The following is a 24,432-nucleotide window of genomic DNA, read 5'->3' as shown; positions in this document are numbered from 1 at the left end:
CAAAAGCCGACATCAGGGATTATTACGATAAATATTGTAACGGCGATTCAACAGCCGGTTGCCATATTTCGCGAGTGCCGTTTCTCGTTCGTCAGTCGTCGCTGGTTTCTTTAACAACGATTTTCCATGAAAGTAACCTGAAAGCAGAGCTGCGCTACTCCAGGCCTGCTCGCCGCTGATAGTCTGGTGTTGATTGTCTCGGGTATCTAATTGGTTGAATTCCCGCATGCTATCACTCGAATCCAGCGGGGGAAACTCAGTAGCTCCCTCAAGGAAAGTCGTTTCAGACGGGAACCAGTTCTGCATGAAATCGGAGATTCCGCTGTCGGCAAGGAAAACTGTCACCAACGCCTCAACCTGTTGCAGCGAGCCAGAAAGTGGATCTCCCGTACTCAATTGACTGGTGTTCTGCTGATTTGAGCCAGTACCGGAATCTTGTTCTGTTGGGGGAGCAGACTGCTCCTCAGTGACATCACTGGCTTTCCCATTTCGAATATCGACATCCATCAGGAGACGCACTCGTTCTTCTCCGGCCTCTTTCAGGTAGATCTGATATCGCCCATCGGGCAGTGTTTTGAACAGTTTCGGCAAATTGTCCAGATCTGATTCTTGAAGAGGAACATCATCGATCGTGTCACCGTTGGGGGCCAGGATTCTCAAAAAGACGAGGCGTTCTATATTTTTATTTGCCTCGTTGATTGCCGCGTCGATCAGCTGTGTCTCTTTGTTGGTGAAGATACTCTGGAAATTCGAAGTCGAATCGAGAATCACTTCCTGTTGCGGGAAGATCAGGAGTGGTACTTGGGGCGTTGTGTCAATCGCGACAGTCGCCAGTCCTTCACCGGGAGTTTCCAGTAGCCCGGATTCGGTAGTGAAATCGAGACTGCCGATTCCGTCAGTGAAGGTAAACTGTTTATCACCTTGCATCGTGACCAGAATCGGAATATCTGCCGCCGGGTTTTGTGAATTTGGATTTCCGGCATACGTGTGCTGAAATTCGAAGGAGCCGGGGTTATTAAAGTTAAAAGTTTCCACGGTACCATCACCCCAGTCGATAGTGATGAAGAAGTTCTGTTCCGAGAAACGCCCAAAGTCACCAGTCACAGTTCCGACACCTGTTGGGAGAATCTGTGGAGTCAGGATATTCCGTAAGTCGGGAGGCAAGCCTGCAATAGCGCCTGTCTCTGAATTCAGCGTGGTGTTCGAATCAATTGAAACACCACTGGCTCCATGCCCTGAAAAGACACCTGTGCCTGCGATACTGTAATCGGACGAATTACCGGTGTCATTGACGTCCAGGATGCCGTTTCCTGCTTCGACATTAATGTTTCCATTTCCGCCGAATGCCCGGACGGACGCATTCAGCGTTAAGTCACCAGGTCCTGTTGATTCCAGATCGATATTTCCACCAGAGCCATTAATGACAGGCGAATCAACGGTCAGAGGACTCGCATTGGAAATGATAATATCACCAGGTGTAGCAGCTGAGTTTGTGATTCCCTCGACTCCATCCACGGTAGCAATCGTTAATAAAGCCCCTCCCAGGTCGTTATTGATCTGGATGCTGCCCGCATCAGTATTCACCGCTGCCAGCGTTGAGACAGCCGTCTCGATAGAGTCTGTTGAACCGGCTCCGGTTGACGTTCTGATCACCAGTTGGTGAGCGGTAATGTCTCTGCCGTCTGTATCACCGGAATCGGTCACGCCACCAGCTGTGCTCGTGAGGCGGGTAAGTGTTGTTGTGAACAACTGACCGACATCAATGTTATCACCGGCCTGTAAATCCAGAGTGCCAGTTCCTGCGTCAAAGACTGTACCATCAGACATACTGATACCACCACCGCCCGTACCCAGATCAGCAGAATCGGCCAGTAAGGTGATCTGACCATTTGCGGAACTAAGATCGCCTTCAGTGCCAAAGTTCAAACTATTTTGCGCAGACAGGCCAATGGTTCCACCAGCGGTATTGAAACCATCATTGACTTGAACTGATGAATTCAAACCGGTCGCGGTAATATCAATGGTGCCTGATCCATCCGTTGATACTACATTCGTCAGAATTCCCGGATTTTCAAAGAGCATCGATCCATCAGTGGTGATGGTGATCGCAGAACCAGTTGTTGAAACTTCTTCGAACGTCGTGTTCCTGCCACCCGATTGCTGGTAATCGATAGTTCCATTCCCGGTGGAAAGGCGGGGCAAGCTGACATTGCCAGTTTCTATAGAAGAGGAATTATGCAGATCAATGTTACCTGTTGTCGTATTGACAGAGAGTGTGCCTCCGGAAAGTTCAACGGGATTCAAATTACCCACGCCGTTTGCAGCCTGGAGTGTCACCGATCCACCGGCGGCATCGATGTCAATTAGCGGAACGCCTTGATCGTCAACAACATCATTGATTTCACCTGCAGATGAGATCGCAATTACTCCATCCAGGCCAGTCACGGAACCCAGTAGGATATTACCAAAGTCGATGGTGGATACCGTGATTTCCGGGGTTTCACCACCGGCTGCTATCGAAGTCAAAGTCAACAGATCTGTCTGTGCATCACCGGTATTGGATATCGTAAGGTTCCCGTTCAAGGTCGATGTGAAGTCAATTGTCAGGGATTCATTTCCAATCTGCTCCAGCTCAACATTTCCCTCTTCGGTCGAAATACTGGTTGTCGTGGTGGATGTATATGCCGTGTTGTGCAGTCGAATGTCGCCTGTCGTTGTATCAGCCGCAAATGATTCGACACTGAATTCGAGTGTATCATCGACTCCGATTCCCGTAGCAGCATTGAGATCCATACTGCTGGCGTGGATATTGAGCGGGTCGGGTAACCCATCATTCTGATCGATGATGGCCGCTTGCGTATCAATCAGGACATCATGCGAGACAGTTTGGATGAATCCCGCGAGGGACACATTTCCGCCAGCGAGGATGCGAATATCACCGGATGTTGTCTGACTTATGTCATGTACGATCAGGGCATCCGTTTCGATAATCTGAATTTCACCAGCCGTGGCATTGACGATATTGATCTGGTCTACGTTCGTCTCAAGATGCTGGTTGGAATCGGCAACTTTCCCCACGCCCTGAGATGCGATAATTGTGACTCGCGCGCCGGATTCATTGGCGATCAGGTCTTCTGTGACGACTAAGCCTGTCCCGGGAGTGTCTCCCGAGTCAATCAGGCTGGAATCCGTTTCGATGCGGATCGCAGAATCGGTCGCATTCGTTGTTATAATCTGGCTCAATTGAATATCGTCGGTAGCATCCAGGCTGACCGTTCCGTCGCCGGCATTAATCAGAGTGCCGTCATTCATCGTGATACCGAGAAGTGTATCACCTCCGCCGACTGCATCCGCGGTTAAAATAATGCTGCCAGACGTACTGGTGAGATTTGTTGTGTCGTTGAAGAGAATATCGTCGGCGGACGAAATCGTGACTGCGCCTGTGTTGCTTAGAATATTAGCATCTAGAGTGAAGTCCGCATCCGTATCGGTCGTCTGCAGGAACAGTGTTCCCGAACCTTGTGTCTGTATCAGGTTTGAAGCAGTAATACTGCCTGTTGAGGTCAGCGATACATTGGTATCCGTTCCACCGAGTAATGCAATCGAGTCTGCATTGACGTCAACCAGTTCCAGGGCAGAGGTGTCGTTGCTGAGAATAAAATCGCTGCCTGTTGTTGTGCCATCAAATTTCTGGGCCGAGATCTTGACGGTTTCTTCAGATTCAGACTGGAATAAGATTGTGTCGACGGCATTGATGTCGATATCCCCGCTACCGGCGTCAATGATATCAGGTGCATCAAGTCGCAGGTTTCCGGTTTGTAATCCGGTCGGCACTGTAATGGAGACATCAGAGACCAATGCAATTGTGTCTTGAGTATTATTGATCCCCGTGGTGGAAGAAACATCGATATCACCACCGGTAACTTTAAGATATGTGGTTCCGGCGGTTCCGGTTCCTGCGTCCAGATTGAGCAGGTTGGGTGTCGTATCAAAGTTTGGAATCGTTATAAAATTATGAATCGCAATTTGCGGGTTAATGAGTGCATTACTGGTGAGATTCAACTGGTCAACGGAGATCTGTAGTGGATCCAGGCCAGCATCCGTGAAAATATTGGCGATACCGCCAATATGACGTCCTGCCACGATGGTTAACAGGTCGCTTGTGGACAGGTTAAGATCGGTTCCGTCCGAGTCGAGCACATCCCTGTCGGAAATCAGAGTGATGTCTGCCGTGTTTTGTGCATTCAAGATGGTAACGATAATATCGTTGTCAGTTCCACTGGCAGTAAGCGTGATCCCGTGATCGGTATCAGAATCTGAATCGTTGGTGGAATTAAGATTTAAAGCGTCAATCGTTCCAACAGCATTCACAGTTATGAAACCATCGAAGGTCATCATCTGGGTCAGGGTGACGCCATCCACTTCGTCAATGTGGATGCTACCCGCATTGGTATTCACGTTGGCTGTAATACTATTAACGTCGGTATCGACTTCAATTCCGTCCGACGTCATACTTTCACTGTTCGACGTCAACTGGAGATCATCGGCAGTAATTCGGTTGGCATCGGTCGCCGTATCGAGAATACCATCATCGGCGGTCAATATTACGTCGGCATTTCCGGCCGCCGTAATTGTGGTGACGAGTATGTCGCTGCTGCTGCCGGTTGCAGTCAATGTGATATCGTTACTGTCATTGTTGGAATCATTGGTTGATACAACAGAAGTCGCAGTGATTGTTGTTGTCGAATTGATTACGATTTCACCATCTTCTGTGGACAAATTCAGCAGGTTGATGGCGACGACACTGTTATCTATATACATACTACCTGCTGCAGATACCTGCGCAGTAAGTGTACCGATCTCTGTTTCCAATGGGTTGGCGGTCCCAATTCCCGTCAATGCATTAAGAACGGCTATGGATGACGTGATGTCGGTATGAAAATCACCATTATCAAGAATGGAAGCTGAGAATGATTCCACTTCTACGGTGCCTGTGGTGAGCAAACCTGCCAGCAAGACGTTGCCATCCGCAGTCAGACTGATGTTTCCGGTACCGGCATTGATCAGAGACTCATTGGTCATGAAGATAATATTGCCATTTAAACCGGCGGTATTGTCAGCTATGAGAGTTACAGTCCCTGAAATGGAATCGATCAAAGCGTCGCTGCCAAGATGGATATCATCTTCGGCGGTCAACGTCACCAAACCGGTATTACTTTTGATTGTGGCATCATATTCAATACCATTGCCCGTTCCGGTGGAATTCCCCAGTAGTTCAATGTCACCTGTTCCGGAAGCAGAGACAAGAGCACTGTTGGAGATGTCAATTCCATCATCGCCATTCGATGTCCCGTCGATCGTAATATTTCCATCAGTCGAAATGACCTGTCCGGCGGCTGTTTGAATTAAAACACCTTCTGATGTAGCGCCAGCACCGGTTGAGATCCCGGTAATGTTGATTGCTCCGTCGGTTGATTGAACATTGCTGTTGATTTCGACCCCCGCCTGATCTGCAGAGGTTGTGCCGTTGATGATTACTTCTGCTGCGTTTCCACCGGTCCCATTGGAAACAACTTCTGCCTGGTCTACGAGCAGGAATCCTACACCGGAACTCGCGTTGCCTGTGAATTCCATGGTTCCGTCGATCGATTTAACAGCCGTCCCTGCATCCTCAATATAGATGCCTGTATTTTGATCGATGCCCGTCCCACCAGTTCCATTGATCGTAATTGTTGCTGCTAAGACTCCGGTATCCGTTGAACTGACAGTGGTTCCCGAATGCAGATGCACGCCGTAATGATTGCTGGTTCCGGCATCTAATCCGCCGTATCCAGTAAGGCTGATGCTTCCGGACCCTGATGTTGTAATGCTGGCATTCTCGGCTTCAATACCTGTGAAATCGCCGACCGTCGTTCCCCCATCATTGGCCAGAAGGGTGATGCCGCCATTGACTGTTTTCAGATTACTGCCGCTGTTGAGTTTGATATTCCGAGTTGAAGTGAGCAGAATTGCCCCGGCTCCCACGGTGCTGACCGTCGTCGCCAGGTCAACGGTTAATGTATCGCTGGCAAACAGGGTAACGGTACCAGCGGTTGTTGTGGACTGAATGGTTTCGGTGACATTCAGAGTACCCGTATTGTTGATCGCAATATCCACTTCTGCATTCAGTCCCACCTGGGCACTGATTCCGCCGATGGTCAGATTGCCTGTATTGTCGAGGAACAGGCTCCCGGTACCGGCATCTGCTTCGAGGAACGAAATCGAGGTATCAATGGCAGCATCAGCCAAACCACCGATACTCAAATTCGAATTCATAATCAACTGGCTGGCAGTAACATTATCGACGTCTGTGCTGTCATTGTCAGTTATCCCCCCATTCGTGGAAGTAATATCAACGAGACCTCCCGTTGTCGTGACGGATGACAATGCGACATCGTCATAGGCAGACATGAGAATCTGTCCGCCCTGGGATTCAATAGAGCTGCCAGAGTCGAGTGTAATGGCGCCTGCACCGGAATTATCTTTGTCGGCAGTTAAAGTAATCTGACTGCCGGATTGTGCCACAATGCTGCCGGTGGGCGTCAGATGAATATCATTGTCGGCCAGGAACGTCAGGCTGCCATTGGTACTGGAGACCAGCGCGGTGATCAGGATGTCATTTCCGGCAGTTGCCGAGATATATTCATCGGTTGTGAATGCGCCATTGATGTTGATGTCATTCGTTGAACTGATATCAACGGTAATGCCTGCACCGCCAGTGACTGATGAGTTGTAGGTGATATCGCCGGTTAAATTCGACGTGAAGACTGTAGAATCTCCAAGAACAACATCATCATGATAAGTCTGTGATCCCGTGGTTTTGATAACCCCACCATTAATATTTGTGGTGCCACCAAGATCAGTCGTCAAACTGGCGAGCTCTGCCAGGGCTCCCACTTTATCTTCAAAGATCGTGTTACCAGCCGTATTGATATCGAGATCGAAAGAACCATCCAGTATCGACTCAAATGTGATGTTGCCAGTGGATGAACTTTCCAGGCGTGTATCTGCGCCTAGCAGGACTTCATCCTTAAATGTCTGCCCTGCAATGGTATCAATGCTGCCACCATTGATATTGGTAATGCCAGCCACATTTGTCGTTAGACTTGCGAGAGCATTATCATTTCCGACAGCGCCATTAAAAGTCGTGTCACTAGCCGTGTTTATTTCGAGTGTATAGGTACCATTCAGAGTCTGATTAAAGATGATGACATCATTCGCAGTACTTGAGAGAACGGTATTGGCTCCCAGTATGACGTCGTCATTATAAATCTGACTATCTATCGAATCCACAATTCCACCATTGAGGTACGTTGTACCACCGATGTCCGTCGTCAATGTAGTGAGGTTCAGAGTATTGCCTACGGCACCCCCGAAGATCGTATTGCCCGTTGTGTTAATGATCAGGTTGATGTTGCCATCGACTGTTGAGACAAACTCGATCGAATCTGCGCCTGAACTGGTTAATGTAGTATCAGTCGAGAAATTGACGGCATCATTGTAGAGCTGCGAGCCAGTTGTTGTGATTAGTCCGCCAGTGAATGTACTGTCGGTAGACCCCGATGTGCTGATTTCTACAGAAGTCGCTAAGACTTCAGTCTGGATGTTGACATTCCCTGTGTTAATGAGCACATCTCCCAGTGAAATGGGAGTACCCCCCTGGAAGGTGACACTATCATCGCTGTCCCCCTCAATCGTCAGGTTGGTAGTAAACGAACTGTAGAGCGTACTTACCAGTACGGTATCAGTACCAGGAGTTGCACCGCCGCTGTTGGTACGAATCGTGATCGAACTGGTAGCATTCTGAAACAGAACGGATTCGCTCTCTGTGGAATCGATAAAGGAGTACTCGTCTAAGGTATTTCCATTATCAGAGAGCGAAATTATTTCATCAGCATCTGTAAAGTCGAATACACGATCAGCGATGGACAGGTTGTCGATAATCGGTTCCAGACCGGTAAATGTGATGGTTGTTGTGAAATCACTCAAGCTGACATCACTAATGGTAATGACACCATCTTCCCCATCCGCGGGAACAGCATCTGGAGTAAAAGCATAGGTAACCGAATCCGCTTCCACCGGAACATCATGATTGAGTACTAAAGCATCTCCGCCACTGATGCTATCAAGGTGATTCCCGTCGTTATTCTGAGAGCCACCATGAAAGAAGATACCACCCGAAGGATTTGCAAATCCCGCATCAGGTTGGTTCAGGATGAAGACATCGTCACCGTCCAGACCGTTAAAGGTAATTGATGTGATATTTGTCAGAAAGACCGTATCCAGAATAACGGGAGTCCCCGTGACATCGCGCGTTAATACAAAGGTTGCTTCATTTTCACTGGTGAAAGTGACTTCGAGCAGATCGTCCTCACCAGTTCCATAAATAATGATATCACCGGTTCCATAGATTCCGGGGTAAAGTGTCGGTGGGTTCTGGTAAGCTCCAATATGCGGAGTGGTTGTGTTTGTATCAGCGTCAAATTCGGATGAACCATAGGCCGCCGCAGATCCAAAACCGATGGTAAATTGTTCTTCCAGCGAATCGGTCGGCAGATAGCCGGGATCATTCGCATAGGCAAACAGGGGATCGCCGAATGTGTTGGTCGCGTCCAAAGTGACGTTAGAATCCAGGTCATTCCCATTAAAGGTGTTGAAGGTGACGTTCGCATTCAGGGGGGCGATGACGCCGAATCCCTGAATCGGGGGCAGGGGAGGCTCCGCTTGAATATAGAGTTGGATTGTCGTGCCACTGTTTCCAGTAGCGATGGTGGTGCCGGGGGCATCATCAAGGTTCCAGTGCGCAACCAACCGGGAATCACCGGTTAGAGCAGCAACACCACTGGTGCGAATGGCATCACGGTCTGTCTGGTCCAGTACATCATTAAACCAGCCGATATCATCCATCAGGCCATCGAATGAACGCGCAGGATCTCCGGGGTCTCGTCCCACATTCATCAAACCGTTGATGGTATCGGTAAAATGTGAGCTGTCAAATCCTGACAGGTTTTGGTCATAGCCGGAAAGGTAAAGGTCCTCAGTTCCATCTATATAAATATGCATTTCACCAGTATCGGCGTCCCACGTGTATTGGATATTGGTCCAGACGCCAGCTGCACTGGCCTGTCCACCGGCCTGAATTGTGAAATCGGAGCCATCCTGTGTGCGTCCATAAAACTGTCCGCCACTATTATCACGGTACTGGAACTCCATACCACCATTTTCGGGGCCTTCGAAGAGCTGATTGCGTCTTCCGGTATCATCCATTTTGACCCAGAAGTTCAGCGTTCCCTGGTAGCCGACATCGAAACTGGCATCCTGGAAGGTCGCGAAATCGTCGATCCCGTCAAATTCCAGGGCACCACTCCCAAAAACACCGGCTCCCGGTCTGAATTCAGGGCCAAAGGGCACAATCCCATTGGTGGAAATCAGCATTTCAATTCCACTGACGTTATCAGTGGCTATATTGCCTGTCGTCTCATCAAAATCCCAGTGCGCGATCATACGACCGTCGCCTGCGAGTGCCGCTGCACCATTAATACTGGTGCGGATGGTATCAAGATCAGCCTGATTTAAAGCCTCATTGAACCAGGCAACATCATCCATCAGACCATCGAAGAAGCGAGTGACGTTACCCGGATCTCGGCCGACATTCATCAACTCATTGACCGTACTGACGGTAGCTGTCCACTGGCTTAAATCGGAATCATATGTGGTATTGAAGTAGCCGACCTCTGTGCCATCAATATAAAGATGCATTTCAGGGCCGGAAGTTCCATTAAAGTCCCAGGTGTACTGGATGTTCTGCCAGACTCCTGTTGTCCCTCCGGCTCCGCCGTCCTGAATGATATAGGTATTTCCATTCCCATCATTTCGATTGGGACTACCGAAGAACTGACCGCCACCATTGGTCCGGTACTGGAATTCCATGCCGCCATTGTTGGGGCCTTCAAAGAACTGGTTGCGGCGTCCCTGGTCATCCATATTGACCCAGAAGCTGAGAGTGCCAGACTCACCGACATCAAAGCTGGCATCCTGGAACAGGCCGAAATCATCGACACCGTCAAATTCCAGAGCACCACCAAACACGCCACCTGTTGGATTCCAGAGAGGGTCGGTTGTGGGCTGAGGTCCATCGTAAGTGAAACCGTTGAAAATATTGTCTGTGATGTTGACTGTATTCACAGCCACAGACAGGGCAGGGTCAAAGTAAATGCCGCCTGGTTGAGCATAAATCCCATTCCCATTGGTGACAGCAGAGTCCTGCCAGTCGAACGTATTATGGACGATGTCAATTCCATCAGCGGTCATGGCGCCATTGGTGATTGTCAGTGTGTAGTTCTGGTCTCCGGCTTCCTGGAAGTCACCAGCGATCAGGCCGTTACCAAAGTAGTTATAAGAGATTTCACCACTGAAGGCGTTGTTATAGGGATCTCCAAATGTGCCCTGCGGTCCAATGGAGATCGGTCCCCAGCGGAAATGGTCTTCACGGAATTCATTACGGGTGATCAGAAAGTTTTCGCCACTGCCGCTATTACCATCTCTGATCGCAGCACGCCCATAGATGCCTTCAAAGATCGAGTCAGAGACTTCCAGGTTATCGGCACCTTCAAAAACAATCGCACTCCGGTAATTATCACCGAACAACAGATTGTTCAACGTCGTAAAGTCAGCCGAGGTATAAAGGACGTATCCACGATAATCAGTGGCCGATGTGTGAGTTTCCCAGCCCAGTTGTGCGCCTGAGATAGTAACGTTATCCGCAGAGATATTCACAGCTGTGTCATATGTGCCTGTGGGGGCACCTGCCTTGCGAATTTCGACAACGTCTTTACCTGCGCCCAGCAGTGAAACCGATTCATCAACCTCTAGAGTTCCATTCGTCAGGTAACTGCCGGCAGCAATATTGATCATCCCACCTGTGCCAGCGATATCGACAGCATCCTGCAGGTCAGCTCCGCCCGCGGACCCTGATACATCGATAGTTGCTGCATCACCGGAAACATTCGCTGAGACAAGATCACCATCAAGTTCGACTATATTTGCATTAAAGGCGATGGACGAAGCAGTGAGTGTAATACCATTCGCGACGTTGATTTCTTCCACATTGAATTCCAGGTACTTGCCGGTATTCAGTGAAATGCTGCCGTTTGCGTTGAGCGTATCGGCATCTCCCTCCCCGTTAATGATGAGGTTGGCCGTAAAGCTGGCGGTCAATGAATCGAGGTCAATTGTATCGTCGCCGGCACCTGTGTTGATCGTCAGAGTGCCTGTAGGATTGGCAAAGGTGATGATTTCACCAGCCGTTGAATCAACGGTAGTCTGTCCACCCCCCGGGTCTGTTATGGTAATCGTTTCGGAAACACCACTGTAATTCAAAGTGACATCTGTGGTAGTCACTGTCGAGGTAATGGGTTCGAGACCGGTATAGATAATGAAATCGGACAGTGAACCATTGACTTGAATACTGCCAGAGCTACTGTCGGCAAAAAAGTATTCGACAGAAGTGGCAGTTCCTTGCAGATTTAAAACATCGCCCGGGTTGCTTGTGTTCTGCCCCTGGCCATCGTAATTGATCACAATGCCTTCGGCAGCCAATGCAGTATCAACCGTCAGGCTGTCATCACCGTCTCCACCATTGTAGTTGATGATGTTCGTGGCAGTCAGAGAACTGGTACCAATCAGAATTCCGCCACTGTAGTATTCGATATTGGCACCTGAAACCAGGATTTCAATCTGATCGTCATTCGTGCTGCCCTCCAGCTGAATATCCACTTCACCTGAAATGGCAAAGTTTTCGATTTCGCTGTAAGTGACCGTGGGGAAAGTGCCGGTTACCGAACCAGAGCCGTCCCCATTTGAGGAAACGACGGCGGTACCTACTGCTGATGTATCGATATTAAGTTGATCGCCCTGTGGATTGGTGGTGGGATCACCGCCTGCGATTGTGTAGGCTTCGGCATCAGGTGTCACATCAAAAGTATCAGCGGCACTGCCACCTGTCAGGTTAGTAAAGCTGCTGAAATCGAGTGCATTGGTACTCTGATACGAATTGGTTCCCGTCAATGTCCAGGAAGCGACGCTGTTAATGCCAGTCAGGGAATTCGTTCCTGAACCGCCGGTGATCTGGTCAATATTTGCAAATGTGAGAGATTTGTTTGCTTCCGTACCGTCAAAACCATCCATGCCTCCGAGAGCCGATAAGCTTACATCCAGGTCATCGGTATAGACGGCAAGGTTGAGGTGATCAGTCCCTTCCTGGCCATCAAATGTGCCGTTCAGGGTTGAACCATTATTGTCGAACTCCAGGGTGTCATTTCCTGCGCCTGCCTTGATATCAACGGTCTGATTGCCTGAGACATGAAACAGGTCTGCTTCACTCCCCCCCTGTAAGAGTTCCACATTTGAAAAGCCAAATGAGTTTGTGCTGCCATAGTTGCTGGATGCTCCTATCGTCCAGGTGGCGGCTGCATTTTGCCCTGTCAACTGGTCTGCAGCCCCTGATCCGGCAACGACCTGATTGATATTGTCAAACCCACCCGAGATGGAAGCTTCCGTTCCCTGGTGACCATCAAAGGTTCCCAGAACAGTCAGCGTGACATCAATCGATGAGGTGTAGAGCGTGTAATCCAGGCGGTCTGCTCCGCCCTGTCCGTCGATATTTCCTGTCAGGCTTGCTCCGTCCGCAAAGGCAAAGACATCATTCCCCGAATTACCGGACAGATTATAGGACTGACTGCCTGTAATCGTAAACGTGTCGACCTGGGTGCCTCCGGAGAGATTCTCAAAACCACTAAAGCTCAATGTATTGGTAGAAATATATTCGTTGGTTCCATCAATGGACCAGGCAGCAGTCGCGTTGATACCTGTCAGCGAATCGGAATCCACACTGCCGACAATGGAATTGATATTGTCAAATGAAGTTAACGTGGAAGATTCTGAGCCGGAGAATCCGTCTGTAGAACCCGTTGCAGACAGAATAAGATTTAATGCAAACGTGGAGTTGGAGTAGTCAATTACGTCATTTCCAGACAGACCATCAATGCTGCCAGTAATCTGGCCCGCGCCACTAAATTGGAATGTATCAACGCCGGCCGCACCTACGAGTTGATTAAATGCTTCGAATTCTATCCCTCCGACAGTTCCCTGGTTGACGCCGTCAATCAGGTAGGTGGTTCCGGCGGTATAGCCGGTAATTTTGTCGAGTGAACCATCGCCGATGCCTTTGTCGATTCCGGTCGCAAGATTAATCCCGGTCGCGCTGCCATCATTGAGATTGACCGTCACCGCTGCGGTCACCGCTGAAAAATCGATGCTGTCAAAACCGATGCCAGCAGCAATGGTTCCGTCAATCTGCCCCCCATCGAGCATGACGAAGGTGTCTGCGGCATCATTTCCAGTCAGATTTTCCACATTCGAGAAGACAACAGCCCCGGAAAGCAGGCTGCCAGAATTGATGCCGTCGATTTCCCAGTCATTATTCTGATTGGGAGCCACGATGGTATTTGAGCCAGCGCTGCCATTAAAGTTGATGCCACCAATGGCGACGATATCGGCTTCACTCAATTCGATTCGCAGAATGTTATTGCTACTATTTCCCGCAATCTGCACATCGGTCACTTTGTCAAACGCATGGGATGGTACAATTTCGTTCGAAGTCCCGGTTTCCAGAATTCGAATCTGACTGCCGTCTCTGATAATGGTAATATCGTCCACAGCCCAGTCTCCCGGGTTAACGACCAGTGTCTCTGCGAGATCGTTCAGGTTGATGGTGATCGTCGCGGTTGCCGTTGATCCTGTATCACTAACGATCACATCCAGACTGTAGGTGGGATTGGTTTCGAAGTTCAACATGCTCTGATCGACAACGATAATCTGTCCGTCAAGAGTAATATCAAATGCGGCAGATCCAGAGCCTCCGGATTCTGTAAATGTGAGTGTATCACCGGGAAGATCGTCGTCCGTAGCTACGATCACAGCACCGACACTGGTGCCATTGACAGAATTTTCATCAATACTGCGAATCTGATTGGCAATGATCGGGGTATTGTCATTCAGTGGATTAAGATCGATGGTCATCGTGGCAGTAGCAGTGGCCCCCCCACTGTCGGTGACGAGGATATCGAGTTCAAATGAAGTTGCCGTTTCATAGTCAAGCTGTGTCTGATCGGCGACGGTAATTTCACCTGAATCACTGACGGCAAACGCGGTCTCACCGGTTCCCCCTGTGATACTGAAGGTCAGACTGTCAGGCGGCACATCCACATCCGCAACGGCAATCGTCCCGACAGAAGTCGTATTGCTGGTGTTTTCATCAACGCTGAATATCTGATCGCTGGTAAAAGGAGGGCTATTCACAATCAGGACCACATCGTTCCCATCCCCTCCCTGGTATGTGATATAAACCTGATTGCCGTTAAAAGTAAACAGGGTACCTTCCGCACGGTCGACAAATTCGCCTGTCACGGAATCAACGTCATCGTTATCAATCAGCAGGAACTCTGTTCCCGCAGCAGCGGTAAATGTACTGGAGATATTGAGCGTGGCACCGGTCACATCGACTTCGCCGGTCACATGCACCTGATCGTATTCAGTAACAGCGCCGCTTCCATTAATTTCAACATCAAGTGAAGAGCCAGCTTCCAGGGTCAGGTGTTGGGTGCTGATGAGACCAGGACTGGAACCGGGGGTAAAACTCCCATCGCTATTCACAGTCACATCGGCATAGATTGTTCCTGAACCGCCGAGGACTGCATCTGCAGAGACAATGACTTCGTCCGTTGTGAGGGAACCTTCAATTTTCAGAGTTCCCTCTTGCACGGTTGTGGAACCGGTATAGGAATAGGTTCCAGTAAGAATGAATTCACCTTCGCCTGTTTTGATCAGACTCCCATCGCCTGAGATGCCTCCTGCATAGCTTGCGGAAGTGCCCGTGGCCATATTCACGCTGAGAGTGCCTGTCGCTCCTCCCAGCAGGACCATGCTTGTGCCTGTGCCTGTCAGAGAAGTGAGTGAAAGTTCGAAGCCATCCAGATCAAGAAAACTGGTGATTGAGGTGAGATCAACACTCGATGTACCGGGAATGGCATTTGATTGTGCCAGTTGCAGTGTACCCCCATTGATAATGGTTTGACCTGTGTAGCCGTTTAAAGCATCCAGAATCACCGTTCCGGGGCCGTTTTTAATCAGATCCGTTCCGTTCAACTGTGCCTTGACTGTTCCAGAGCGAAGGTCCAGATTGGACTGAGCAGACAGGATGCCAGTGGTGGCGATGACAGTCCCTTCTTCCAGGATGAAATTGTTGACGGTTTCATCATAGCTGTCCAGATCCAGGGTCGCGCCACCTGCCAGCGTCAGGGAAACCGTATCAGCCAGCAGGTCGCTGGCGGTCAGTTTGTATGTATCGCCTGGATTGCCGGAGAGAACGAGACTGGAAGGAGCAAAGGCTGCGTCCAAGGAATCCAACGTGACGACGGAACTGCCACCGGAGGTATGGATTGTTAATGAATCTGAAGGGACGGCAAATGTGGTCAGTTCGAATGCGGAAGACAAACTGCGGATCTGCATTTCACCGGGAATGACCGAGTTTTCCAGAACAGCATCTGAAGTACCGATTGGAAGATTAATGACAACGTTGTCAGCAGTACTGGCACCGCCGAAAACTGGTTCCAGACCGGAGTAGCTGATTTCAGTAATTCCATTCCCACTGATGTCAATGGAGCCAGAACCGGGGCCGGTCAAATTGTGCGTCACAGTCTCAAACGTACCGCCCATGAATTCCAGCGCATCATTACCGCCCGTTCCGCCATCAAACATAATTGCGATAGCGGTCAGTTCCTGATTGCTGTAATTCAGTGTCAGCAGATCCGATTCTCCATCAGCGCCCAGGAACTGGATTGATGTCAGCCCCGCAGCGGGTGTCGAGAAGAGCAGGGGAGTCGTCTGGTCGGGATCGAGAATCTCCAGGTTCGAGCCGTTCATCTGAACTACGAATGCATCATCCGCATTCAACTGATTCGGCAGAATCATATTTAGCTGATCTCCAGACAATTCAAATTGTCCGAGGTAAGTTACCGTGGATTCCGTGCTGAACTGGGGGGGCGTACCGGGATCGACCTGAATTTGAATGCCAATATTCACATCGCCTGAGAAACCAGTGAGATCCATTGAACCGGGTAAGACCAGTGGCTCGTCTCCCAGAAACTGTACCGTCTGGGAGGGGTCGATACCTGTTACCAGGATAGATGAGATCTGTGTCAGATCAAACTGCAGAATGCTGCCCGGCATTCCCTCGCCATCATCAACCTGAAGTGTGGCGCCGCCGTCAACGACAGAGACTGTAGCTTCATCATCTGCCTCAGTCAGATTCAGCTCAAGCACATCAGTGGTAACGTCAACCCCTGCAGTGACATTCAGAACAATTCGATCTTCCAGACGGACCAGTTCAAGATCTGCGTTTCGGTCCTGTCTCAGGCTGTTAAACTCAAGGTTGAGAGAAGGGTGAGATTTGCCCAGGCATCGATTCAGCCATTTTAAAAATCGCACGTTTAAGACGCTCCTTTGAGTTTTTGCCCGTGTCCAGAATCATTTCAGTGTCTTCGTATATCTTGGCCCTGCAGAGGGGAGATGAAAACACACTGGTTTAATCGATCGCGCTCTAAAATAGTTAGTTTATGAATAAAAATGGTATCCTTTGTGAGAGGTACCATCGGGGTGTCTCTATTTAGAGGGGGATCAAATACAGGGATGAAGTTCGCAGGACCGGCCCTGAAATCCTGACTTAACAGCAATATGCAGCTCTCCCAGTGCACTCAGGAAGCGACATGTCTCGTGGCTGAATATCTCCCCTACATTATCTTTACCCACTAAATGTTATGTCAACGATTTTTAACGGTGTAGAATCATCTGCTAAAAAACGAAAGCAGATGCCTGCACAAACGTTATATGCAGTCTAATCAGTTCCGGAAGGGCGGCTTTTCCTCTTGTGTACAAAGTTGCTTTAAATAACCAGTTCAACTGTTGTACGTATTGTAACTGATAAATTACGAAACCTGTTCTCTTAGTTTTCCTGAATGACACACAATTGATTGTATTTAAATAACAACAAACGCAGGAAATGTGTTCTCCTGTTCACTTTTGGTGGTGGTTTTATCGCTACGCATCAGGCAGGTTAGGGGCACTGTGGGGACCTTGATGCTATCCAAGGTGGTAATGCTTCCCCCTGATCTGCAAAGCCGATAATTGAAAAGAGTACTCCCCGATTTCGAAATCGAGTTTTTTACTGTTGTTTTAAGCTTGAAGCAGCATACTTTCATGTGGAGCGCCTGATTCAATGAGGTTGCTATCGTATCATCCAGTTGTTTTGACATGCATAAGCTGCCTGTTAATCAGTGGCTGTGCTGTGAATCAGGGTGCCCATTTCTCGGTAGCACCTGAGTTTGATCACAGCAAGTACGCTGCTATGGCCAAAGCGCTGGATGCCAGAAGCCAGAATACACCTCAAAAGACGATCAATGACGTAAAAGCTGACAGTTTCAGGGTTACGGGTTTTAATAAATACGAATTTACGACAAAACGGGTGGAGCAGAACGTTTCAGCAGCTTCAATCCAGGCAGATAAGCCAGTGACTCAGGCTCTCGAATTTGATGAGACCTCACAATTTCAGTCGATTGAGCTGGTTGAAACCAGTCTGGAATTGACTGGGGAACCAGTCGAAGCGCGAAAACCGATTCTGGAAGCACCAGAAATCCAGCTTATTCTGGGCCCCAAACCGATGACCTTACCTTCTGTGCCACCAGCTCCGGAATCAGGAGTAGCTAAACCTGCCCCCCAGCAGGTGAATCAGAAAACCAAGTCACCACACCTGGTCGAACTGGGACTGAAACCGCTCACAGAATTAACATTAAACACGAAACCACCCACGGGTGACTTACCTGTCAATACAGCAGGAGCGCAACTGGAAAAAATTCCCGTGCAACAGGTTGTTATGGGAACTACTCGGGACTGGACTCTGACAACGAAAGAATGGGAAGCGCCAGCCATCCCCTGTAATCCGCTGTATTTTGAAGAGCCCTACCTGGAACGCTATGGATATAATTACGGACCAGCAATTCAGCCATTTATCTCTGCAGGTCGATTCTTCGGGCGCGTCCCGGCTTTACCCTACATGATCGGCGCTAATCCGATTCATGAGTGTGAATATGACCTGGGTTACGAACGACCGGGAGACTGTCCTCCCTATCAGGTAGAGCGGTTGCCTTTCAGTGCACGTGGTGCCTTGTTTGAGAGTCTGACGGTAACAGGCCTGATCTTCCTGATTCCCTGATTAGAATTCAGATGAGTATCAGTTCCCGCTCTTTGTACTCCTGAATGAAATGCTCATCGACCGTGATACCCAGCCCCGGTCCGGATAACGCAGGAGCACGACCTCCCCATTGAAATGAGATGTCTTCCTGAATGAGATTCTGCTTGAGCAGATAGCGATCAAAGCTGCCTTCCAGAAAGTCTATTCCTCGAATGGAAGTCGCAAAATGCCGACCTGCTGCGGAAAGGATTCCCGTTTCACCCACCTGACACCCCAACTGATATCGGAGACCCGTCTGGCGGGCTAAGTGGGCCAGTCTGACCGTGGGAATCAAACCTCCCAGCTTCGAGATGCGGAGATTGAATGCATCACAATATCCCTCAGCAATCGCCAGTTCACCATCCTGATAGGAACACAGCGATTCATCGAGCATGATCCGTGTTGCGAGTTGCCCTCGTATTTGACGGAGTGTGTCGAGATCTTGATGGGGTACCGGCTGCTCTATCGATTGAATGGCCAATGCATTGAAATCAGAAGCATGATCTTCCAGTATTTGACGCGACCAGGCTTCATTGGCATCAATGCGTAAACTCATTTTCTGTCCCGTGAGCATTCTGATTTTTCGCAGCAGAGTAATATCATCGATGCCAGGCAGTCCCACTTTGACTTTGCAGCTTTGAAACCCTGTCAGGCGGTAGAGCAGTGCCAATATGGTCTGCTTTAGTGGTTTCATCGATGTCAGGACAGCACTGTATTGGATACAGTCCCGAGTTTCGCACAGGTCCGCGATTCCTGGAATTGAAGCAATCAATTCTGAAAGTGAAATGTTCCATAGACGTGCCGTGGCGTCCAGCAGGCTGAGTTCAATCGCACACCGGGCTGCATTACCGAAGCAACCTCGTTTTTGATATTCAGATGGTGCATTTGACAGTCTGGACAGCTTAAAAGCAGAGCAGACTTCCACAACGTTTTCGATGGTTTCCAGCTTGTTGTCGACGAGAAATCGAAAATCCGTTGCCTCATATTGTGCCAGGACAGTTTCCGCTGATTCACCGGTGACATACGGGCGTGGAACCGATTCTCCCCAGCCCGTCGTTCCATCTTCCAACTGACATTTCACGATGATCGATGTGGATTCGGAACGACTGAATGAGGCGTGCTTAATTTTTCGGCGTAAGGGGACAGAGACCTGATACGCGGAAAGTCGGGTAATTCTCATGAGGTCGGCATTAAACCTTCATTAACTCTATACTCTATTGAGACATAGGTGCAAATTGGGGGTGACAGGAATTTAAGAAAGTACTAGGATTGCCGTATTCTGAATGGATTTCGAATTATTCGCAACATGGAGGCGATCGTGGGTGTTCCCCTTTCTCAAATGTGGACTGTAGCTAAGTATGTACTGACACAACGCATTAAAGGTGTCGAACGCTATCCACTGGTCCTGATGCTGGAGCCTTTATTCCGCTGTAATCTGGCCTGTGCCGGCTGTGGAAAGATCCAGTTTCCCTCTCATATTCTGAAACAGAACCTGAGCCCCGAACAGTGCTTCAAAGCTGTTGACGAATGCGGTGCTCCCATCGTTTCGATTCCCGGCGGCGAACCATTATTACATCCCCAGATGCCGGAAATCGTGGCGGGACTGGTTCAGCGAAAAAAATTCATTTATCTATGTACCAACGCGATCTTACTGGAAAAGCATTTAGAGAACTATCCCCCCTCAAAATATCTGACATTTTCAATTCACCTGGATGGCATTCGTGAAGACCATGATGCAGCGGTTTGCCGGGAAGGGATTTATGACAAAGCGATCAGCGCGATCAAAGCAGCCGTCAAAGCCGGGCATCGCGTGACGACCAATTCCACCCTGTTTGAGAATGCCGAACCAGAGAGGGTCCGTCAGATGTTTGACGAACTGGCCGAACTGGGAATTGAAAGCATGATGCTCTCACCCGGTTATCAGTACGAAAAGGCCCCTGATCAGGAACATTTCCTGAAGCGGAATCAGACCATTCAGAAGTTCCGCGAGATCCTGTCTGCCCCGAAAAAAGCCTGGAAATTCAATCATTCTCCGCTGTTTCTGGAGTTCCTGAAAGGCAACTGGGAGCTGGAATGTACTCCCTGGGGTAACCCCACTTATAACATCTTCGGCTGGCAGAAACCCTGTTATCTGCTGGAAGAAGGTTATGCCGAAACCTTCGAGGAGCTGATGTCTTCTACCCGCTGGGAACAGTATGGGAAAAAGAGTGGCAACCCGAAATGCCGTGACTGCATGGTCCACTGTGGCCACGAACCGACGGCCGTCGATCAGACTTTCTCATCCTGGAAAGGTTTCCTGAAAGTGGCTTCGCTGACGCTGTTTGGTTCGAAAGAAGCAGACAAGGCATTGCCTGCCACTGAAAAGGAAAGCATTGGTGCTCCGCATTATACAATCAGTGACAGGGAACTGTTTCAACTGCCAACGCTCTCTGAAGAGTCCTCTGACGAAGAAGCTGAAGCGCTCGTGGAACGTTAATTCCAGCTGAGATCACGCGGATAAACAAAGCAAACCAACAGATAGAAGGTGTCCTCTTAAATAGACTTAGGGAGGCACCTTTTTCTCATTCTGTCAGTGCCCTCATAATTTTTTATATTTTCTTTGACTAACAATACAGAAAGGATTACTATAAAACCAAATCTAAATAACCAAATTAAGATTCGAGTAGAGTATATTCCAGGAGCCGAAGATGGCCAGACCGAAAGCGAAAGAGCTCACGGCACGTGAATTAGAAATCATGCATGTATTCTGGGAACGGAGTGCCTCAGATAAACAGATCGAATTAACGGTGACGGAAGTGCGCGATGCTTTAGAACGGGCAGGGAGAGAGCTGGCCTATACTACAGTGGCAACTCTGGTGCGCATCCTGGTAGAGAAAGCTTTTTTGAAGCAGACAAATGAGGAACGGCCTTTTTTGTATTGTTCGATCCGGTCGTTTGATGACGTATCCGGCAGCATGCTGGGGGAGATGATTCAGAAAGTATTTGGGGGCTCGCATGAAAAATTGCTGCTGCGATTACTTGAAGAACGAGAGCTGAAACCTCACGAGCTTGAGAAAATCAAGGAAATACTGAAGGAGAAGTCTTGATGCACACATTTGGAATCAGTCTGCTCTGGTTGTGCCTCCAGGTGACAATTGTGGCCTTGTCTGGAGTGGTCATCTACTGGAGTACAAAGCGTCTTGGCTCCCGTACGCGATCCTTTGTTCTCTCCAGTTCGATCGGAATGACACTGCTGCTGGCACTGCTCGCATTCAGCCCCTGGCCGCGCTGGCAGTCAAGCTGGAATGCAGAGACGGTCATTGAGAAAACAGAACAGGTGAATCAGACTTCTCTGCCCCCTGTATCTTCATCCCAGGAATCGAAATCACCGCTCATTGACAGGCCCCGCGTGGAGTCGGAGTGGGGAACCGTCTGGGACGGTTTCCTGAAAGGTTTAAAGCAGGAACCAACTATCAACCAGACAAATTCGATACCCACGCCGGCTGGTATGATGGGCTGGATGTTTGCAGGAGGATTTTTGATCGCGATGATCCGCTTCCTCATCGGTTATGTGTCAGTCAAACGCATGGTTCGTCAGTCGAATTCTCTGAATGGTTCTACTGCGGAAGAAACACTTGATATTCTGGCTGCGGAACAACAGCTGACGCGCCCATTAAGATTACTGGAACATGGTCAGCTTACGACAGCAGCAGTGATTGGCTGGTGGCGACCGAAGATTCTTCTGCCAACAGCCTGGCGCCAATGGAATCAGGAACAACTCCGCGCGGTCCTGGCGCATGAACTGGCACATATTGAACAGAACGATTACCTGACGATCCTGGGGGCTGAACTCAGCCGGTCGCTTTATTTTTATCATCCGCTGATTCACTGGCTCGTCTCGCGATTGCGTCTGGAACAGGAACTGACGGCTGATGAAGCAGCAGCAGAGACAAGTGGTGGTGCCGGCCCATACCTGGTCGTCCTGGCAGAGATGGCCGTCTCTCAGACCCCCTACCGCCTCACAGGTCCGGCACGTGCTTTTCTACCCACTCATTCCACATTTATGAGGAGAATCGAGATGCTCAAACAGAAGCGTTCCCTGAAATCAGTCATCTCTCGGCCCGCGCGTGCGATCATAATCTGTTCCCTGCTGGCAACCGGTCTCCTGGCAGCTGGGGTTCGGGGGTCCCAGAGCAGTCTGGCACAACAGCCAGCAGAAGCAGCGGCTGCACAGCCTGCGGCGGGGCCTGTTGATTTTAATGAAAGCATGCGCAGTAAGCATGAAGGCTTCAAGATTAATTCCGTCCCCAGTGATGCGCTGGGCGTGCTGGCGTTCCGGCCTGCCGAACTTTTGAAACAGAATGCGCTGCAATATGCCAAGACATTGATGCAACGGGCAGAAAAAGAAAATGCCCGTCTCTACCCCTTGGGGATACCGCTTACGGAGATCAAAACATTAACCCTGATTTTTCTGACTCCCGAGCCAGAAGATCCGTGCAGTCGGCTTTGGGATTATGTGACTGTGATTGAGACGACTAAGGATATCGACCTGAAACAGGTGACTGTCAATTTTAGCGGCGGAAAACTGACCTCTCGTGATGGAATCCTTTACCTGCGAGACAAAAACCACTCCGGAGCTCGGCTGGTGATTCTGAATAACCGCGAGATGATTTTCGCGAAACAGGAAAAGGCCCTCAAGCAGATCCAGGAAGTACGCAAGACAGATCAAACGAGTCGCTGGGCAGAGCAATGGAAGCCGATCGAGAAGGATTCCATTGCAGCGCTGTTCAACCTGCGTCATCTGCGAGAACTGATCTGGAAGAACCAGTGTAAGATCGACTTTGACGAGTCAGTCTGGAGAGCTTCTCTCGCTCCTGTCTGGGAACATGCTGATGTGATTACACTGGGAGCCAATGTCAGTAACAAGACCTCTCTGCAGGCCACGCTCTACCAGCAGCAGAACGGCGAGCAGATCTTCAAAACTCTGGACGCCGCGCAGATCCTCGGTATCAACATGTTACAGCAGCATGAGCAGCAGATTCTCCTGCAAAAACAGAGGGGGCAACTTGTGAAACTTCCCCTCGTCAAACTGGCGCTCCAACTGGTCAAGTCAATCCAACTGGAGCAGCAGGGGAAAAATGTGAGTTTGACTGCATTCATATTAGATCTAAGAGACTTGACCAATAGTACAACAATCTTAGTCCCAGCCATGGTCGAGGCTCGCCAGGCGGCACTGCGTCTGGAATCATTACGTAAACTGAAACATTTAGTCTTAGCCATGCATTACTATGCCGGTGAACACAAACATTTTCCGCCCGCCGTCGTGATGGGCCCGGATGGAAAAACGCCTCACAGCTGGCGTGTGGCGCTGCTGCCGTATCTGGACGAGAATGAACTTTACAAAGAATATCGACTCAACGAGCCCTGGGACAGCGAACACAACAAAAAAGTGTTAGAGAAAATGCCAGCGGTCTTTAAAAATCCGAATGACAACCGGTCCGATTATTTTACATCTTACCTCGCAGTCGTGGGCCCAAATACTGTATTCGGCAAATCGACCCGTACCGCTGGCGCTGTGGGCGCGGGGTTTGGGGGAGGCAGCAGTCCCCCTTTAAAACAAGAGCCATCAGCAGGCGTCAAACTCAGCGATATTACCGATGGAACATCAAATACGATTGCGATTGTCGAAGCCAGACGCGAGATTCCCTGGACGAAACCGGAAGACATCCCCTTCGATGGAACGAAAATACCGGTAGTCGGTGGTTTTTATGCAGGAGGTTTTAACGTGGCACTCTGTGACGGTAGTGCGCGGTTTTTGCCGGATCAGATCGATCCGAAGACATTGCGCCATCTATTTCTGATCAACGATGGCAATGTTGTTGAATTTCCCTGACTTCGACTGAGTTACTACTGAAGAGAATGATCTATCGGTTCTGGCTGGCCTGAATAAGCTATTTAGTCACAAATGGTAAGAGCCTGTGCGGACTGATACTTCGACGGAAACATAATGATCCCTCAAATGGAAAACAATGCCCGGAACTGGTCCCGAACTGTCGCCAACGGGGACAGGA

General features: G+C 49.5%; 6 protein-coding genes. 4 read left to right on the top strand and 2 right to left on the bottom strand.

All coding sequences use genetic code 11. From position 1 onward, the window contains the following. Positions 1-12: 12 nt before the first annotated feature. Entirely contained in the window at positions 13-16,584 is a 16,572-nt protein-coding gene (locus tag ACN0YH_RS00730; RefSeq protein WP_417377639.1) for a LamG-like jellyroll fold domain-containing protein, read from the bottom strand. A gap of 916 nt (positions 16,585-17,500) precedes the next feature. Here ACN0YH_RS00730 and ACN0YH_RS00725 point away from each other — a divergent pair. Continuing rightward, positions 17,501-18,364, top strand: coding sequence for a hypothetical protein (locus ACN0YH_RS00725; RefSeq protein ID WP_417377638.1), 864 nt, complete (start codon positions 17,501-17,503; stop codon positions 18,362-18,364). 7 nt (positions 18,365-18,371) lie between these two features. On the opposite strand, the gene ACN0YH_RS00720 is transcribed toward ACN0YH_RS00725, so the two are convergent. Next, a complete protein-coding gene (locus tag ACN0YH_RS00720; protein WP_417377637.1) occupies positions 18,372-19,562 on the bottom strand; it encodes a mandelate racemase/muconate lactonizing enzyme family protein in 1,191 nt (396 codons plus the stop codon). Between the two features lie 138 nt (positions 19,563-19,700). On the opposite strand from ACN0YH_RS00720, the gene hpnH reads away from it, so the two are divergent. The 3 genes from hpnH (at position 19,701) to ACN0YH_RS00705 (ending at position 24,254) form a co-directional block, all read left to right on the top strand. After that, positions 19,701-20,858: an adenosyl-hopene transferase HpnH gene (hpnH, locus tag ACN0YH_RS00715; RefSeq protein ID WP_417377636.1), complete on the top strand. Its 1,158-nt coding sequence runs from the start codon at positions 19,701-19,703 to the stop codon at positions 20,856-20,858. 211 nt (positions 20,859-21,069) lie between these two features. Further along, the gene (locus ACN0YH_RS00710) at positions 21,070-21,468 is read left to right on the top strand and encodes a BlaI/MecI/CopY family transcriptional regulator (RefSeq protein ID WP_145223984.1); all 399 of its coding nucleotides are present in this window, start codon (positions 21,070-21,072) and stop codon (positions 21,466-21,468) included. Continuing rightward, the gene (locus ACN0YH_RS00705; protein ID WP_417377635.1) at positions 21,468-24,254 is read left to right on the top strand and encodes a M56 family metallopeptidase; all 2,787 of its coding nucleotides are present in this window, start codon (positions 21,468-21,470) and stop codon (positions 24,252-24,254) included. Before ACN0YH_RS00710 ends, ACN0YH_RS00705 begins: the two co-directional genes overlap by 1 nt. Positions 24,255-24,432: the final 178 nt, after the last annotated feature.

Source organism: Gimesia sp. (assembly GCF_048262075.1).
Taxonomy (GTDB): Bacteria; Planctomycetota; Planctomycetia; order Planctomycetales; family Planctomycetaceae; genus Gimesia.
This window is presented reverse-complemented; position numbering and strand designations above follow the sequence as displayed.